The sequence below is a fragment of the Herbidospora cretacea genome (assembly GCF_001570605.1).
Taxonomy (GTDB): Bacteria; Actinomycetota; Actinomycetes; order Streptosporangiales; family Streptosporangiaceae; genus Herbidospora; species Herbidospora cretacea.
The window spans coordinates 12,456-28,101 of sequence record NZ_BBXG01000034.1 but is presented as its reverse complement, the minus strand read 5'-3'; the positions used below and the strand labels follow the sequence as shown (position 1 = coordinate 28,101).

Here is a 15,646-nt window from a genome sequence, read left to right as displayed (position 1 = left end):
CGCCACCCCCGAGCAGGCCCCCGCCCACCAGGGCGAACCCTTCACCGACCTGCTCCACGAACGCCTCCAGGAGATCGACGAGGCCCGCCACGGCAAGACCTCGATCGCCGACATCCCGCCCTCCCGCTTCAGCGTCGCCCTGCTGGAGATCGCCAGCGAACGCGGCGGCGTCGACGCCCTCCTGGCCGAGCTCAAGCGCCTCGACTCTCCGCTCTACCGCCCGCTGGCCGGCATGTGGGCCAAGGCCGGCGTCGACCTGGAGACCTTCCGCAAGGGCGTCGAAGACTGGTTCAACGGTGAGATGGAACGCCTCACGATCCTCTACCGGCGCTACGTCCGGGTGGCCGTCGGCGTGCTGTCGCTGCTGGTCACGCTGCTGTTCAGCATGGACTCCCTGGAATACGGCAAGACCCTGCTCCACGACAGCGCCTACCGCTCGGCCATCGCCGCCTTCGCCGAGTCGGGCGAGGAGGCCCTGGCCCCGATCAAGGACCAGTGCGCCCCCGAACAGGACACCTACGCGTGCGTGACCGAAGTCCTGAGCACCCCCGCCTTCGTGAAGATCTTCACCCACGCCCCGGTCAGCGCCGAGATCCCCGCGACGGGGACCCCGGTCTGGAAGTGGAGCGGCGGCGACTGGTGGGACCGGCTGAGGAGCCCGAGCCACTGGCCGGGCTTCCTGCTGACCCTGGTCGCGCTGCTGTTCGGCTCGTCGTTCTGGTGGGACATGCTCCGCAGGGTGACCGGCCTCAAGTCGAAGACGTCGGCGGGATCGCAAGCGTCCTGATCAGCTAGACGTCCTTCAGGAGGGTCTTCTCCAGGGTCAGGATCATCCAGTCGGCCCAGCGTTCCACCCCCCAGCCCCGGCCGACCATCAGCGCGTGGATCGCCCCGGTGTTGAACAGGGCCCAGATCACGTCGGCCGCCTCCTCGACCGGCACCCGCAGGTCCGGCGCGAGGGACTCGGCGATCTTCGTCATGTCCTCCAGACGCCGGTCCTCATAGGTCTGGTACGCCGCCCCGATCTCCCCGTCGCCCCCCGCCGCGGCGTGGAAGGCGTACATGAGCGGGAGGGCCTTCGGCATGCCCTCGACCACGACGTCGCGGAACCGGCGCAGCGCCGCGCGCGCGTCGGGGGCGTCCATGACGGTGCGCAGGGGGGCGCGTTCGATCACCGGCACGGGTGTGTCGTCACCGGCCAGGGTGCGGTCGACGGCGGCGAGCAGCAGGGACGCCTTGCCGCCCTGGCCGTAGACGGTCTCCACGGACACCCCGGCCCGCGCGGCGATGTCCTTCATGGTCGTCGGGGCGTACCCCTTCTCGACGAAGCACGCGGTGGCGGCCTCGACCACGGCGGCGTGGGTGCGCCGGGCCTGTTCCTCGCGCAGGGGCGATCGATAGCGCCTTGACGGGTCGGATTTTTTAGCTACAGTCATCATGTATCCAATCAAGTTCGACTGGTTCGAATACTGTAGCAAAGGAGAGGTCATGGCGGCCATCACCACCGAACCGCCGCAGGTCCTGTGCCCGGAGGGGAGCGTGTCGCGGGTCGTCGCCGCCGATCCGCTCCACCTCTACGCGTGGGTGGCGGACGTGACGCGTACACCCGAATGGAGCCCGGAGACCCGCCGCTGCACCTGGCTCGGCGACGAGCGCGGGGTGGGGGCCCGCTTCGAGGGGTTCAACCGCTACGGGATCTGGCGCTGGACCCGCCAGTGCGAGGTCGTCGCCGCCGACCCCGGGCGTGAGTTCGCGTTCCGGACGGTCCCGGGCGGACCGGCCGTCGACTCCACGATCTGGAGCTACCGCTTCGACCCGGTCGAGGGCGGCACCCGGGTCACCCACGGCTACGAGATGGTCCGCCGGATGCCCCTCGGGCAGCAGCGCGCCGCGGCCGTGCTGTTACCCCGCCACCGCGACCGCCGTCCCGACATGGCCCGCTCGCTCGACCGCCTCGCCGACCTCATCGAGGGCCGCGCCAACGCCCGCCAGCCCTTCCTGGGCCAGGCCCACACGGCCGAGGGGCTGATCCCGCTCGGCACCATGTACGTGATGCACCACGCCTTCCGCCGGGACCTGCGCGACCTGTCCCGCGCGGTGCCCGCCACCCCGCTCACCGACCACGAGGTCTGGGCCGCGCTGTCCCGCCGCTGGACCGCCTTCGCGAACACCCTGCACCACCACCACACGATCGAGGACACCGCGATCTGGCCCCGCGTCCTGGAACGTGCCGACGCCGCCACGACGATGGCCGCGATGGAGGCCGAACACGGGCAGATCGACCCGCTGCTGGCGAAGTGCGCCGAGGGCTTCCGCGAGATGACCGAGGCCCCGACCGCCCCGGCCCGTGACCGGCTGTCCGCCGACGTGGCCGCCTTCCGCGACCTGCTCGACGCCCACTTGGCCCACGAGGAGACCGAGGCGCTCCCGCTGGTCCAGCGGCACCTGTCGCGGGCGGCGTGGGCGGACAGCGAGAAGGCCGCACAGGCGGAGTTCAAATTCGCCGACGTCGCCTTCGCCCTGCCCTGGACGGCGCTGGAGGTTCCGCCGGAGGAGCTCCGGGAGATCCTCGCCGACGGAGGGATCTTCCTCCGGGTGCTCCTGGCGCTGACTCGCCGCCGGTTCCTGCGCGAGCACCGCGTCGCGTTCAGGTGGGCGTCGTGAAGGCCCCGCTGAGGGCGGTCGCCCCCGAGCCCGCGCGCCGGACGCCTCCCATCAGACGGGCCGGGCGTCTCGTCGCCGGTTCGCTGACCTCGATCGCCCTGCTGGGCGTCCTGAGCGCCCCCGCCGCCGCGGCGCCGACCGGCTGCGCCGGCGGCTACAGCGGCGCGGCCTACACGGTGTCCTGTACGGGAGGAGACGGCACCTACCGGGCCTTCGTCGGCTGCGCGGTCTTCACCGGTCCGGGCGGGATGGGCTGGCGCACCACCGTCTACGGCCCGTGGGCCACGGCGGGACCCGGAACGAGCTCGACCGCCATCTGCGGCGGCCTGCCGTTCACGGCCGGAATTCAGTTCGGCTGAGCCAGCCCGTCGGCGTACACGACTTCGAGCAGCTCACGGAACGACCGGTAGCGCACCGCCCCCGGATGCCAGTTGGCGTAGTCCCACGCCTCCCACTCCCCGCCGGGGGACACGATCCGGGGATTGAGCAGGACGACCTGCCCGTCGTCCCAGTCGGAGACGTGGAGCGTGTCGCGCAGGTACTCGCTGCGGAAATGGAGCGCGCAGTCCTGCTCCGGCCCGTAGAGGAAGTACTCCTCGTCGGGCACCGGAGGAAGGTCGTCGCCCCAGCCCTCGGCGAGGTCGGGATCGACGTCCCGGGTCCACCCGACCTGGGCCGGCGGCCGCAGCGGCGGGCACATCGGGGTGTCGGGGTTCCATCCGCCGGTGACCGTGAGGAACTCGCGGTAGTCGGGCGGCAACCGCACCCCCAGTCGCTCTTCGAGCAGGCGGACCCCCGCTTCGCCCGCGCCACGCTTGTCGCCCGCCCGCCGGCTCACGGCCTGAAGAAGATCATCCCAACTGGTCATGCCGGAACCCTAGTGGTCGGTGCCGACAGGACGGCACCGGCACAATGGCGGCATCATCGGGTCAGACGGGAGACGGGCATGAGCGACACCTGGGCACGGCTGGCCGGGCTGGTCGACTGGCTCGACCGGGAGAGCCCCGACGGCCCGGAACGCCCGCTCGTACGCGTCATGAAGATCACCGAAGAGGCGGGCGAGGCCGCCGAGGCCGTGATCGGCCTGCTGGGCCACAACCCCCGCAAGGGCAGGACCCACACACGTCAGGACGTCGTGGACGAGCTGTGCGACGTCGCCGTCACCGCCCTGATCGCCCTCGCCTCCTTCTCGGACGACCCCCGCAGGGCCTACGAGACCCACGTCGCCAAGGTCGCCGCCCGCGCCGGAGTCACGCCGGAAGCGGATCGCCGCCCGCCGAGGTTCCCCGTCTCCGTCAAGGGCGTCGTCGTCCGCGACGACCGGGTCCTGCTGCTCCGCAACGAGCGGGACGAATGGGAGCTCCCCGGCGGACGGCTCGAACTCGGCGAGGACCCCGTCGACTGCCTGACACGGGAGATCGGCGAGGAGACCGGCTGGCACGCCAGTGTGGGGCCCATCCTGGACTCCTGGCAGCACCACATCCACGAGGGCGCCGACGTGCTGATCGTCACCTACGGCGTCACGGTCGCCACCGATCAGCCCCCCGTCCTCAGCCACGAACACCGCGAGGTCGGCCTGTTCACCGAGGACGAGATCGCCGCCCTGAGGATGCCCGACGGCTACAGACGCTCCATCACCGACTGGTTCACCCGGCTCCGCTAGAAACAGAACATCCGGCACGCACCATGGGTGGAAAGGTACCTCGAAGAGATCAAGCCCTGAAGGCGCGGCTGTCGAGGAGGTTCCTTCCCCTGGGATGGAGTCAGGTCTCCGCCGCCCGCGTCGCCGAAGAGTCCCAAGAAGGGTGTACCGCCCTCGCCGTGGTTCCCAGCGGACGGATAACGCGAAAGGCCGCCGGTGAAACCGGCGGCCTTTCTTGAGAACGTGACGATTAAACGTCGTAGTAGAGCTCGAACTCGTGCGGGTGCGGGCGCAGCCGGATCGGGTCGATCTCGTTCTCGCGCTTGTACGCGATCCACGTCTCGATGAGGTCGGGCGTGAACACGCCGCCCTCAAGAAGATAGTCGTGGTCGGCCTCAAGAGCGTCGAGAACCTCGGGCAGCGAGCCGGGAACCTGCGGGACCGAGCGCGCCTCCTCCGGGGGAAGCTCGTAGAGGTCCTTGTCGACCGGCTCCGGCGGCTCGATCTTGTTGCGGATGCCGTCGATGCCGGCCATCAGCATGGCCGCGAACGCGAAGTACGGGTTGCACGACGGGTCCGGGACGCGGAACTCGATGCGCTTGGCCTTCGGGTTCGACCCCGTGATCGGGATACGCACGCAGGCGGAACGGTTCCGCTGCGAGTAGACCAGGTTCACCGGCGCCTCGTAGCCCGGCACGAGACGGTGGTACGAGTTCACCGTCGGGTTCGTGAAGGCCAGCAGCGACGGCGCGTGCTTCAGCAGGCCGCCGATGTAGTAGCGGGCGATGTCCGACAGACCGGCGTAGCCGACCTCGTCGTAGAACAGCGGCTCGCCGTCCTTCCACAGCGACTGGTGGCAGTGCATGCCCGAGCCGTTGTCGCCGAAGATGGGTTTCGGCATGAAGGTCACCGTGTGGCCGAACTCGAGCGCCGTGCTCTTGATGATGTACTTGTACAGCATCAGCTTGTCGGCGGTCTTGAGCAGCGTGCCGAACCGGAAGTCGATCTCGGCCTGGCCGGCGGTGCCGACCTCGTGGTGCTGCATCTCGGTCTCGATGCCCGAGTCGATCAGGCGGCGGACCATCTCCGAGCGCAGGTCGGTGAAGTGGTCCATCGGCGGGACCGGGAAGTAGCCGCCCTTGTAGCGCGGCTTGTAGCCCAGGTTGCCGCCCTCGGTCGCGGTGCCGGTGTTCCAGGCGCCCTCGATCGAGTCGATGTAGTAGAACGACGAGTGCTGGTTGGTCTGGAAGCGCACGTCGTCGAAGATGTAGAACTCGGCCTCGGGGCCGAAGTAGACCGTGTCGGCGATGCCGGTGCCCTTGAGGTACTCCTCGGCCTTGCGGGCGACGTTGCGCGGGTCGCGGCTGTAGGCCTCGCCGGTCAGCGGGTCGTGCACGAAGAAGTTGATGTTGAGCGTCTTGTGCTGGCGGAACGGGTCGATCACGGCCGTGCTCGGGTCGGGCAGCAGGAGCATGTCTGACTCGTGGATGGCCTGGAAACCTCGGATGGACGACCCGTCGAACATGAGGCCGTCGGAGAAGACGTTCGGGCCGAAGTTCTCGACGGGGAAAGTGAAGTGGTGAGTCGTACCCGGCAGGTCGGTGAACCTGACGTCAACGAACTGCACGCCTTCGTCCCGGATGTACGACAGGACGTCGTCGGCGGAGTTAAACACTCTCGAACCTCCCAGGGGCACTGGCTTAGCAGACTGAAAGTAGGACTGTGCCGTTTCCGCCCCGTGTCTCGTTTGTTTCACACGTGTTAATGGACAGCACGCTGTCGAAACCTGACCGCAGGGTGTAACTGCCGCCGTCGCCGCAGGTCATCGTGACGACCGAATAGGGCGGCCATTACCCTGGACGTATGAGCAAAGAGCCCCGCTGGACACAGACCTGGCTGACCGGCACGCCCGCCGTTCAAGCCTATCCGGGTGAGCGGCTGGGCCTGCCTGAGCAGGGTAAAGGTTCGGTCGCCCGGTTCGGCAGACGCCTCGCCGCGCTGCTGATCGACTGGCTCATCTGCGCCTGGGCGATCACCCAGTGGCTGCTGAACATCCGCGGCACCGACGCCGCCCTGGTGACCATCGGCATCCTCGCCCTGGAATACCTGCTGCTCGTCGGCACGATGGGCATGACGTTCGGGATGCGCCTGGTCAACATCCGGGTCGCCACGCTGGCGGGCGGGCAGCCCTCGCCCAAAGCGGTGCTGATCCGGACGGTCCTGCTCATCCTGGCCGTCCCGGCGCTGATCTTCGACAAGGACCAGCGCGGGCTCCACGACCGCTTCGCCGGCACCGTCGTCGTCCGCGAGAAGTGAAGACTTCCTCTCCGTTACGGCTCCGCCTGCTAGGGCCCCGCCCGCCGAAACCCGGCCGATCGCCGTAACCGGCGCCGACCGGCCGCGCCCGCTACGGCGAGGTGACGCGGAAGATGGCCGTCCCCGGGAAGTGGCGGCCACGCAGGGGGCTCCAGCCGCCCCACACCCGGTCGTGACCCTCGGGCCACTCGGGCTCGATCAGCTCGTCGAGCCGCAGCCCGGCCCCGGTGATCGCGGCGACCCAGTCGCCCATCGTGCGGTGGTGTTCCACATAGGTGACCTCGCCCGCTTCGTCGCGCTCCAGGTAGGGCGTGCGGTCGAAGTAGGAGCGGTCGCTGGTGAGGCCGCCGGGGCCGGGGTCGTCGGGGAAGGCCCAGCGCATCGGGTGGGAGACGGCGAAGACGAACCGCCCGCCCGGCCTGAGCACCCGCGAGACCTCGCGCAGCGTGTTGACGGCGTCGGCCACGAAGGGGAGCGCCCCGAAGGCCGAGCAGGCCAGGTCGAAGGTGCCCGCCAGGAAAGGGATCTTCTCGGCGTCGGCCTGCACGACCGGCAGGGACGTGCCGGAATCGAGGTCGATGCGGCGCGAGTGCTGCAACTGCCGGTGGGACACGTCGAACGCCGCCACCGACGCGCCCCGCGCGGCGAGGTAGCGCCCGCACTGGCCCGCGCCGCAGCCGACCTCCAGGACCGAGAGCCCCCGGACGTCGCCGAGCAGCCCGGCCGACGCCTCGTCGAGCCCCTCGGGACACCAGATGAAGCCGTCGTCACGCAGGAACGACCCGTGTTCGGCCTGGTAGTCGTCGGCCGCCGAGTCCCAGTAGCCCCGGTTGGCCCTCGCCGAGGTGAGGCTGTCCGGGAGGGTCACCGGGGACGGACGCCCTTCGGCAGCCGCGCGCCCTTGGGCAGCGGGCCCTTGGGCATCGGGATCGAGGGGGTCAGCGCGCGCATGCGGTTGTTGACCTCGGAGACGGCCGGCTTCTTGAGGTTGCGCGGCAGCTTCATGAGGTGGCGCTGCAGCTTGGCCAGCGGCACCTGGCCGTCGGCGTCGCCGCACTGCACGTCGTAGACCGGCACGTCGATGGCGACCCGCTGGACCCGCTTCTTCTCGGCCACCAGCATCTTCTGCACCCGGGTGGCCGGGCCCTCGGAGACGAGGATGACGCCGGGGTAGCCGACCAGGCGGAAGACCAGGTCCTGCTCGCGGTTGACCGCGACCGGCTTCTCCTCGACCATCCAGTTGCCGCGCATGCCCTGGAGGATCGCGTAGACCGCGCCGGGCTGACCGTGCAGCATCGAGTACTGCGCGCGCTGGGCGAACCGGCCGAAGAGGAGCATGCCGGCCAGCAGCGCGACCGGGATGCCGAGAATGAGCACATACCAGAACGCGCCGGTCAGCAGACCGATCACGACGGCCAGCGCGATCACGCCGACGATCGTCGCGTAGACGATCGGCATCCCCTTGGGGTTGGCCTTCTTGATGATCTGAGCGACCATCCGGAGTTGCTTGATGCGGCCTGGGTTCGCCGAGTCCTTCGCCATGCTCTGAAGGATACAAATCCCAGGCTCCAAGTGTGAAAACGTGACCTTCGCCGGTCGGGGGCGTAGTTATAAAACCGTAATAAACCTTGCTGTGACCCACGCCTCAGGCCGGGCAGTGGAAGCGCTTACACACGCGAGGGAGCACGGGTGTCCGACTCGACGATCTACGAAGTGGCCAGGCTGGCGGGGGTGTCCATCGCCACCGTCTCGCGCGCGCTGCGCGGCACCGGACCGGTGTCGGCGGCCACCCGCGAGAAGGTGCGGCGGGCGGTCGAGGAGCTCAGGTTCACGCCCAGCCGCCTCGGCGTCTCCCTCGCCGAGGGCCGCCACGCCGCCAACGGGATCGTCTTCCCCGACCTGTCCGGCCCCTATTTCGGCGAGGTCCTCCTGGGCTACGAGGAGGTCGCCGCCGACCTCGGCCGCTCGGTCCTGATCCTGTCCACCCGCGACCGGGCCGGCGTGCCCGAGACGGTGAAGGACCTGGCCACCCGGGTGGACGGGCTCGTCGTCTTCGGCCGGACCCTGCCCGACGAGCTGCTCACCGAGCTGGCCGACTCGGGCCTGCCCATGGTCATGCTGGCCCGCGAGGCCCACCCCGGCACCGAGGCCGTGCGCAGCGAGAACGCCGACTCCGCCGAGGCCCTGGCCGTGCACCTGATCGCCCACGGCCACCGCGCGTTCGCGCTGGCCGGCGGGCACGACGAGGGCGACGTCAGCCGGCGCTGGACGGCCGTGGCCCGCACCCTCGGCCACCACGGCATCGATGTGCCGCGGCCGGTGGAGTGCCCGTACACGGTCGAAGGCGGCTACGAAGCCGGGCTCAGGATCCTTCCCGGCCGGAAGGACGTGGTCATGTGCGCCGACGACCAGGTCGCCCTCGGCGTGATCCTGGCCGCCGAGGAGCTCGGGCTGCGGGTCCCCGAGGACGTCGCCGTCACCGGCTGGGACGACATCATGGCCGCCCGCCACTCCCGGCCCGCCCTCACCACCGTGCGCCAGCCCCTGCGGGAGCTCGGCGCCACCGCCGCCCGCCTCCTGGACGAGCTGATCGCCGGAGCGGAGCCCACGAACACCACGCGCGTTCTCGCCACCGATCTCGTCATCCGGTCGAGCTGTGGCGTGCACCCCCCGGCACAACAGGAGGAACCGTGAAGAAGTACGCCATAGGACTGCTCGCCCTCGCCGTGGTCACCACCGCATGTGGTCGCGGCGAAGGCGGGCCCGCCGAAGAGGCCCAGGCCGTCGACACCGCCAAGGCCAGCGGGACCGTCACCGTCTGGGCGATGGGCACCGAGGGGGAGAAGCTCGACGCGTTCGCCCAGAAGTTCGAGCAGGCCAACCCCGGCGTCACCGTCAACGTCACGGCCCTGGGCTGGGACGTCGCCCACGACAAGATCACCGCCGCCATCGCCGGGAACGCCACCCCCGACATCTCGATGATCGGCAACACGTGGATGGGCGAGATGGTGAAGACCGGCGCGATCGAGCCGACCCCGTCGGGCCTGGTCGACCAGAACGCCTTCTTCCCCGGCGCGTGGGGCACCGGCGTCATCGACGGCGCGGCCTACGGCATCCCCTGGTACGTCGAGACCCGCGCCCTCTACTACCGCACCGACCTGGCCAAGGACGCCAAGGCCCCGGCCACCTGGGACGAGGTCACCGCCTTCGCCAAGACCCTCAAGGACAACGGCGCCGACCTGGGCGTCGAGCAGAACTTCCGGATCGGCTCCTGGCAGGAGGTGGCCCCGCTGCTCTACCAGGCCGGCGGCGACTTCCAGGCCGACGGCAAGTGGACCCTCGACACCCCGGAGATGCTCCAGGCCCTCGAACACTGGGGCTCCTTCTTCAAGGACGGCCTGTCGGTCACCACCCAGCCCAACGGCGCGTTCCCGCAGACCTTCGTCAAGGGCCGCGTCGGCGCCTTCTACTCCGGCCCGTGGATGATCACCTCGATGGAGCAGGAGGGCGGCGACGGCTTCAAGGACAAGTTCACCGTCGCGCCCTACCCCAAGGGCCCGGCCGGCGGCACCAGCCTGGTCGGCGGCAGCAACATGGTCGTCTTCAAGGACAAGCCCAACCGCGACGCCGCCTGGAAGTTTCTGACCTGGCTGACCGACCCCAAGGTCCAGGCCGAGTGGTACACCACCGCGTCGGCGCTGCCCAGCGTCGAGGCCGCCTGGCAGGAGCCCGCCCTCACCGCCGACGAGCGCGTCCAGGTCTTCGGCGAGCAGCTCAAGGACGCCAAGGCCGCCCCGCCGGTGCCGACCTGGGAGCAGGTGGCCAAGGTGATGGAGGCCGAGCTGGAGAAGTACGCCCTCGGCAAGCAGGACTCCGCCACCACCGCCAAGCGGATGCAGGAGCAGGCGGAGCAGATCGGCACCGGGGCCTGATCATGGCGACCACCCTGGAAAGACCGGCGCTTCGGGAGAAGCCGTCGCTCAAGATCGGGAAACCCGGGAACTCCTGGGTGGCGTGGATCTTCGTGCTGCCGTTCGTCGTCGTGTTCGTGGTGTTCTGGGCCGGTCCGCTGCTGGCCGGGCTCGGCATGAGCTTCACCGACATGCGCAGCACCGACGTCCGCGACCCGCTGGCCGTCGACGTCGTCGGCGTGGAGAACTACCTGCGGCTGTTCGACGACGAGCTGATGCGCAAGGCGGCGCTCAACACGCTGATCTTCGTCGTGACCACGCTGCCGCTGACCATCGCGCTCGGCCTGGCCGCCGCCGTCGCGCTCAACTCCGGGATCGCCCGGCTGCCCGCCGCGTTCTTCCGGCTGGGCTACTACACCCCGTACATCACCAGCATCATCGGCATCGCGGTGGCCTGGCGCTTCCTGCTCGACCCGGACGCCGGGCCGGTCAACCAGTTCCTCGGCGCGATCGGCATCGACGGCCCCGCCTGGCTGTCGGACGAGAACACCGCCCTCCCCGTGATCATCGTGATGACGGCCTGGCGGAGCTTCGGGTTCGACATGGTCGTGCTGCTGGCCGCGCTCCAGGGGATCCCCAAGGAGCTCTACGAGGCCGCCGACATCGACGGTGCCGGGCGCTGGCAGCGGTTCCGGTCGGTGACCGTGCCGATGCTGAAGCCCGCGCTGCTGTTCTGCACGGTCTACTCGTCGATCGGGTTCGCCCAGTTCATGGAGGAACCCCTGGTCATGACCCGGGGCGGCCCCGCCGGGGCGACCACCTCGGCCTCGCTGGCCATCTACAACCAGTTCGGCGCGGGCGCCTACGGCTACGCGGGCGCCGCCGCCACCGTGCTGTTCACGGTGATCGTCGCGCTGGCGCTCCTGCAGTTCCGGATCGGGAGGCGCTCGTGAAACGCCGTACCTCCACCTACGTGCTGCTCACCGCCGGGCTGCTCGTGGTGATCTTCCCCTTCGTCTGGACGATGCTCGCCTCCTTCAAGCCCGAGGGGGAGATCCGGCAGAACCCGCCGACGCTGCTCCCGGCCGAGTGGACCACGAGCAACTACACCGGCCTGTTCGAGCGGATGAACATGGGCACCGCGTTCCTCAACAGCGCGATCGTCGCGATCGCCCTGGTGGTGGCCAACCTGCTGCTGTGCTCGATGGTCGGCTACGCCTTCGCCAAGCTGCGCTTCCGGTTCAGGAACACCCTGTTCGGGCTGGTCATGGTGCAGATGATGGTGCCGGCGATCGTGGTGATGGTGCCGCAGTTCGTGCTGATCGCGAAGCTGGGGCTGGTCAACACCTTCCTCGGGATCGTGCTGCCGTTCGTGGTGGCGCCGCTGGGGATCTTCATGATGCGGCAGTTCATCGCCGACATCCCCGACGAGCTCATCCAGGCCGCCCGCGTCGACGGGGCCAGGGAGTTCCGCATCTTCTTCTCGATCGTGCTGCCGCTGTGCCGGCCCGCCCTGGCGACCCTGGGCCTGATCACGTTCATGACCTCGTGGAACAACTTCCTCTGGCCCGCCGTGGTGGCCCAGAGCGAGGACATGTACACCCTGCCGGTCGCGCTGGCCATCTTCAGCAACGCCCAGGCGACCCAGTACGGCCTGCTCATCGCCGGCGCCGTCGTGGTGGTCGCGCCCATCCTCCTGCTCTTCCTGTTCCTGCAGCGCTACTTCGTGCAGGGCATCGCCTCGACCGGACTCAAGTAAGGAACCACGCGTATGAAAACGGCGCTGGCCGTACTGCTGGCCGTGACCCCGGCGGCACCGGCGGACACCACCCTGACGACCTACGCGAAGGACACCTGGAAGTCCATGGCGGCCATGGTCGACCCCGCGACCGGGCTGCCGGCCGACAAGATCGAGGGCACCCTCGACCCCGCCACCCGGGCGAAGGTGACCTCGCCGACCAACATCGCGACCTACCTGTGGAGCACCGTCGCCGCCCGCGACACCGGGATCATCTCCGCCCGCGACGCCGAGAAGCGGGTCAAGCAGGTCCTCCAGAACGTCCGCAAGCTGGAACGCCACACGCCGACCGGCCAGTTCTACAACTGGTACGACCCGCACACGCTCGCCCTGGTGAAGACCTGGCCGGACAGCGGCGACCCGGTCGCGCCGTTCGCCTCCAGCGTCGACAACGGCTGGCTCGGGGCGGCGTTACTCATGATCCGCTCGGCCGTGCCGTCGGTCGCGCGGGACGCCGACCGGCTGGTCCGGAGCATGGACTTCTCGTCCTACTACGACCCGCAGGGCGCGGCGGCCAACGGGACCGGGCTGCTGCGGGGCGGCTTCTGGCCGGACAAGCCCGAGGGCTGCTCGACCCCGAGCGACTACAACGGCTCCGGCACGACCGTCTACTCGACCTGCCACCACTACGGCGCGATGACCGAGACGCGGATCACCTCCTACGTCGGCATCGTGCTGAACCAGATCCCGAAGGCGCACTACTTCGGCATGCTCCGCACCCACCCGAACGACAACTGCGACTTCGGCTGGGCCGAGCAGCGGGCCGAGGGTTCCTGGCAGACCTTCGAGGGGGTCCGGGTCTTCGAGGGCACCTACGGCTACAAGGGCATGCGCCTGGTCCCGACCTGGGGCGGCAGCATGTTCGAGGCGCTGATGGTGCCGCAGCTCGTGCCGGAGGACGTCTGGGGCGCGAAGTCCTGGGGCCGCAACCACCCCGTCTACGTGAAGGCCCAGAAGGTCCACGGCCTCGACGACGCCAAGTACGGCTACTGGGGCTTCTCCCCGTCGAACAACCCGGCCGGCGGCTACCGCGAGTACGGCGTCGACGCGATCGGCATGGACACCGACGGCTACACCTCCGACCAGGAGCGCACGTCGGTCGACTACGGCTACGGCGACTGCCGCCCCGCCAAACCCGAGCCGACGACCTACGGCGACGGCGTCGTGACCCCGCACGCCTCCTTCCTCGCCCTGCGCTACGCCGAGAAGGACGCGCTGGGCAACCTCGCCAAGATCAGGAAGGACTTCGACTCCTACGGCCCCGGCGGCTTCTACGACGCGGTGGCCGTGAAGAGCGGGACCGTCGCCAAGCAGTACCTCGCCCTCGACCAGGGCATGATCATGATCGCGCTCGGCAACCGGCTGACCAGGGACAAACTGCGGGGCTACTTCGCGTCCCAGGACGTGGAGAGGGCCCTTAAGCCGGTGCTGTCGCAGGAGACGTGGGAGGTCCGTTCGTGAAGGCCCGTCGCGACTGGCAGGCTCGCATCCACCGTCCGTCGGGGGAGGTGACCGCGGTCCCGGCCGTGGACCTTCCCCCGCCGGGGGGCCTCCGGGCCACCCCCGGGCGCGGCTGCGTGACCCTGACCTGGGAGCCGGTGCCGGGAGCGACCGGCTACCTGGTCGAGCGGTCCCCCTTCCGCGAGGGGCCCTACGCCGTCACGAGCCAGCCTGACGTGGACGTCGCCGCCGTCCCCTCGTGCCGTTACGTGGACACCGGCCAGGACCCCTGCTGGTACCGGGTCTCGGCGGTCGGCGGCCCGGCGGGCTCGCCGGTCCACGGGCCGTCGGGCGGGTCCGGCGTGGCGAAGGTCGAGATCTCCGGGGAGGTCGCCCGGGAGCTCCCCAGGCCATGGCGGTTCATGATCGGGTCGGAGCACCTGTCGTACCTGCTGGAGGAGAAGGAGCTCGCCCAGGCCCTCGCGCTGGCCCACACCGAACTGGGCGTGGCGACCGTCAGGGCCCACGCGATCCTCGGCGAGGTCGGCATCGGGGAGGACGGCTACGACTTCTCCCGGGTCGACCAGGTCTACGACACCATCATGGAGATCGGCCTGCGCCCGATCGTGGAACTCTCCTTCATGCCGGAGGCCCTCGCCTCCGACCCGGCGAAAACGGTCTTCGGCTACGAGGCGATCATCAGCCCCCCGAAGGACTGGGATGCCTGGGGCGACCTGGTCCGCGCCTTCACCCAGCACTGCGCCGACCGCTACGGCCTCCAGGAACTGATCGACCACTGGGCCTTCGAGGTCTGGAACGAACCGAACCTGGAGGTCTTCTGGTCCGGCACGCCGGACGACTACTTCCGCCTGTACGAGATCAGCGCCGCCGCCGTCAAGGACGTGCACCCCTCGCTGCGGGTGGGCGGCCCGTCGTCGGCCGCCAACGGCTGGGTCGAGGAACTGGCCGCCCGGGGGCTCCCGGTCGACTTCGTCTCCACCCACACCTACGGCAACGCCCCCCTGGACTGGCGTCCCGCCCTGGAGCGCCACGGCCTGGCGGGCACCCCGATCTGGTGGACCGAATGGGGCCCCACCCCGACCCACTTCCACGGCATCGGCGACGGCCCGTTCGGCGCGTCGTTCCTGCTCCACGGCATGAAGTCGGCGGCCGGACGGCTGGAGGCGCTGGCCCACTGGGTCGCCTCCGACCACTTCGAGGAGCTGGGCCGCCCGCCGAGGATCTTCCACGGCGGCTTCGGCCTGCTGACGGTCGGCAACCTGCGCAAACCCCGCTGGTGGGCGCTGGAGCTGGCCAACCGGCTGGGCGACGAGGAGCTCGTCGCCAGGGTCGAGGGCGACGCCGGGGGAGTGGAGGTCTGGGCCGCCCGCCGCGACGACGGCACGGTCGGCGTCCTGGCCTGGAACGGCACCCTCAACCAGGCCAAGGCCGACGGCGACCCCGACCTGTCCCGCACCGTCACCCTGACCGTCACCGGTCTGGGCGAGGGCGACCACACCGTCAGCCACCACCGCATCGACGAACGCCACTCCAACATCCGCGCCCACTGGCACGGAAAGGCCGATTGGCCGACGGATGAGGAATGGGAGGCGTTGCGGAGGGCAAACGTCCTGGAGGAACTGACCCCGCCCGTGACGACCAGCGGCTCGACCGTCCGCCTCGCCTTCGACCTCCCGATGCCCGGCGTCTCCTACCTGGAGATCACCCCATAGCAGGATCGAAAAGCCGAAATCTCGGGCGTGAACGCGCCTGCCTGCCGGGCCGGCCACAACGTCGATATGCCGAAATTTCGGGCGCGGAAGCGCCCGACCGGGATTGGCCGCCGGACACGCGACCGTAGCCACGCGACCGGCC

Annotated in this window: 16 protein-coding genes; 11 read left to right on the top strand and 5 right to left on the bottom strand. The window is 69.8% G+C overall.

The genetic code is table 11. The features are described from left to right. The coding region (locus tag AW270_RS39795) for a hypothetical protein (RefSeq protein WP_061300804.1) at positions 1-787 on the top strand (787 nt) is incomplete at its 5' end. Positions 788-791: 4 nt separating this feature from the next. On the opposite strand, the gene AW270_RS39335 is transcribed toward AW270_RS39795, so the two are convergent. After that, on the bottom strand, positions 792-1,436 hold the full coding sequence (locus AW270_RS39335; RefSeq protein ID WP_169807425.1) for a TetR/AcrR family transcriptional regulator: 645 nt from the start codon (positions 1,434-1,436) through the stop codon (positions 792-794). 52 nt (positions 1,437-1,488) lie between these two features. Between AW270_RS39335 and AW270_RS36930 the strand changes: the two genes are divergently transcribed. Both AW270_RS36930 and AW270_RS36925 read left to right on the top strand, forming a co-directional pair. Next, positions 1,489-2,664, top strand: coding sequence for a hemerythrin domain-containing protein (locus tag AW270_RS36930; RefSeq protein ID WP_061300802.1), 1,176 nt, complete (start codon positions 1,489-1,491; stop codon positions 2,662-2,664). Further along, the gene (locus AW270_RS36925; protein WP_157523208.1) at positions 2,661-3,023 is read left to right on the top strand and encodes a hypothetical protein; all 363 of its coding nucleotides are present in this window, start codon (positions 2,661-2,663) and stop codon (positions 3,021-3,023) included. The genes AW270_RS36930 and AW270_RS36925 overlap by 4 nt, the downstream gene beginning before the upstream one ends. Here AW270_RS36925 and AW270_RS36920 read toward each other — a convergent pair. Further along, entirely contained in the window at positions 3,011-3,532 is a 522-nt protein-coding gene (locus AW270_RS36920) for an SMI1/KNR4 family protein (protein WP_157523205.1), read from the bottom strand. The two genes, AW270_RS36925 and AW270_RS36920, sit on opposite strands and share 13 nt — an antisense overlap. Positions 3,533-3,610: 78 nt before the next feature. Between AW270_RS36920 and AW270_RS36915 the strand changes: the two genes are divergently transcribed. Next, positions 3,611-4,327: an NUDIX domain-containing protein gene (locus AW270_RS36915; RefSeq protein ID WP_082802139.1), complete on the top strand. Its 717-nt coding sequence runs from the start codon at positions 3,611-3,613 to the stop codon at positions 4,325-4,327. A 229-nt stretch (positions 4,328-4,556) separates the two neighbouring features. Here AW270_RS36915 and glnA read toward each other — a convergent pair whose 3' ends face one another. Then, positions 4,557-5,981 (bottom strand): type I glutamate--ammonia ligase, encoded by a 1,425-nt coding sequence (gene glnA / locus AW270_RS36910; RefSeq protein ID WP_061300799.1) that lies wholly within the window; start codon positions 5,979-5,981, stop codon positions 4,557-4,559. Between the two features lie 188 nt (positions 5,982-6,169). On the opposite strand from glnA, the gene AW270_RS36905 reads away from it, so the two are divergent. Continuing rightward, complete coding sequence (locus tag AW270_RS36905) at positions 6,170-6,622, top strand: RDD family protein (protein WP_061300798.1); 453 nt, start codon at positions 6,170-6,172, stop codon at positions 6,620-6,622. Positions 6,623-6,713: 91 nt separating this feature from the next. Here the strand turns inward: AW270_RS36905 and AW270_RS36900 are convergent, their stop codons facing one another. After that, positions 6,714-7,490 carry a class I SAM-dependent methyltransferase gene (locus AW270_RS36900; protein WP_061300797.1) on the bottom strand — a complete coding sequence of 259 codons (777 nt, stop codon included), beginning with the start codon at positions 7,488-7,490 and terminating at the stop codon, positions 6,714-6,716. Then, positions 7,487-8,164 carry a DUF4191 domain-containing protein gene (locus AW270_RS40860; protein WP_061300796.1) on the bottom strand — a complete coding sequence of 226 codons (678 nt, stop codon included), beginning with the start codon at positions 8,162-8,164 and terminating at the stop codon, positions 7,487-7,489. Before AW270_RS40860 ends, AW270_RS36900 begins: the two co-directional genes overlap by 4 nt. Positions 8,165-8,311: 147 nt before the next feature. Here AW270_RS40860 and AW270_RS36890 point away from each other — a divergent pair, with 147 nt between their 5' ends. From AW270_RS36890 to AW270_RS36865, 6 genes are read left to right on the top strand one after another with little or no spacing between them, the layout of a single operon-like run. Next, positions 8,312-9,316 (top strand): LacI family DNA-binding transcriptional regulator, encoded by a 1,005-nt coding sequence (locus tag AW270_RS36890; RefSeq protein WP_061300795.1) that lies wholly within the window; start codon positions 8,312-8,314, stop codon positions 9,314-9,316. Beyond that, positions 9,313-10,554 (top strand): extracellular solute-binding protein, encoded by a 1,242-nt coding sequence (locus AW270_RS36885; protein WP_061300794.1) that lies wholly within the window; start codon positions 9,313-9,315, stop codon positions 10,552-10,554. Before AW270_RS36890 ends, AW270_RS36885 begins: the two co-directional genes overlap by 4 nt. A 2-nt stretch (positions 10,555-10,556) precedes the next feature. Further along, positions 10,557-11,486: a carbohydrate ABC transporter permease gene (locus AW270_RS36880; protein WP_082802137.1), complete on the top strand. Its 930-nt coding sequence runs from the start codon at positions 10,557-10,559 to the stop codon at positions 11,484-11,486. After that, positions 11,483-12,292, top strand: coding sequence for a carbohydrate ABC transporter permease (locus AW270_RS36875; RefSeq protein ID WP_061300793.1), 810 nt, complete (start codon positions 11,483-11,485; stop codon positions 12,290-12,292). The genes AW270_RS36880 and AW270_RS36875 overlap by 4 nt, the downstream gene beginning before the upstream one ends. Positions 12,293-12,304: 12 nt before the next feature. After that, complete coding sequence (locus tag AW270_RS36870; protein WP_061300792.1) at positions 12,305-13,792, top strand: glucoamylase family protein; 1,488 nt, start codon at positions 12,305-12,307, stop codon at positions 13,790-13,792. Continuing rightward, a complete protein-coding gene (locus AW270_RS36865; RefSeq protein ID WP_157523202.1) occupies positions 13,789-15,504 on the top strand; it encodes a GH39 family glycosyl hydrolase in 1,716 nt (571 codons plus the stop codon). The genes AW270_RS36870 and AW270_RS36865 overlap by 4 nt, the downstream gene beginning before the upstream one ends. Positions 15,505-15,646: the final 142 nt, after the last annotated feature.

Coding starts and splice junctions, on each gene's coding strand:
- AW270_RS40860 (WP_061300796.1), bottom strand. CDS start 8,164: ATGGCGAAGGACTCGGCGAACCCAGGCCGCATCAAGCAACTCCGGATG.
- AW270_RS36880 (WP_082802137.1), top strand. CDS start 10,557: ATGGCGACCACCCTGGAAAGACCGGCGCTTCGGGAGAAGCCGTCGCTC.
- AW270_RS36920 (WP_157523205.1), bottom strand. CDS start 3,532: ATGACCAGTTGGGATGATCTTCTTCAGGCCGTGAGCCGGCGGGCGGGC.
- AW270_RS36930 (WP_061300802.1), top strand. CDS start 1,489: ATGGCGGCCATCACCACCGAACCGCCGCAGGTCCTGTGCCCGGAGGGG.
- AW270_RS39335 (WP_169807425.1), bottom strand. CDS start 1,436: ATGACTGTAGCTAAAAAATCCGACCCGTCAAGGCGCTATCGATCGCCC.
- AW270_RS36915 (WP_082802139.1), top strand. CDS start 3,611: ATGAGCGACACCTGGGCACGGCTGGCCGGGCTGGTCGACTGGCTCGAC.
- AW270_RS36905 (WP_061300798.1), top strand. CDS start 6,170: ATGAGCAAAGAGCCCCGCTGGACACAGACCTGGCTGACCGGCACGCCC.
- AW270_RS36870 (WP_061300792.1), top strand. CDS start 12,305: ATGAAAACGGCGCTGGCCGTACTGCTGGCCGTGACCCCGGCGGCACCG.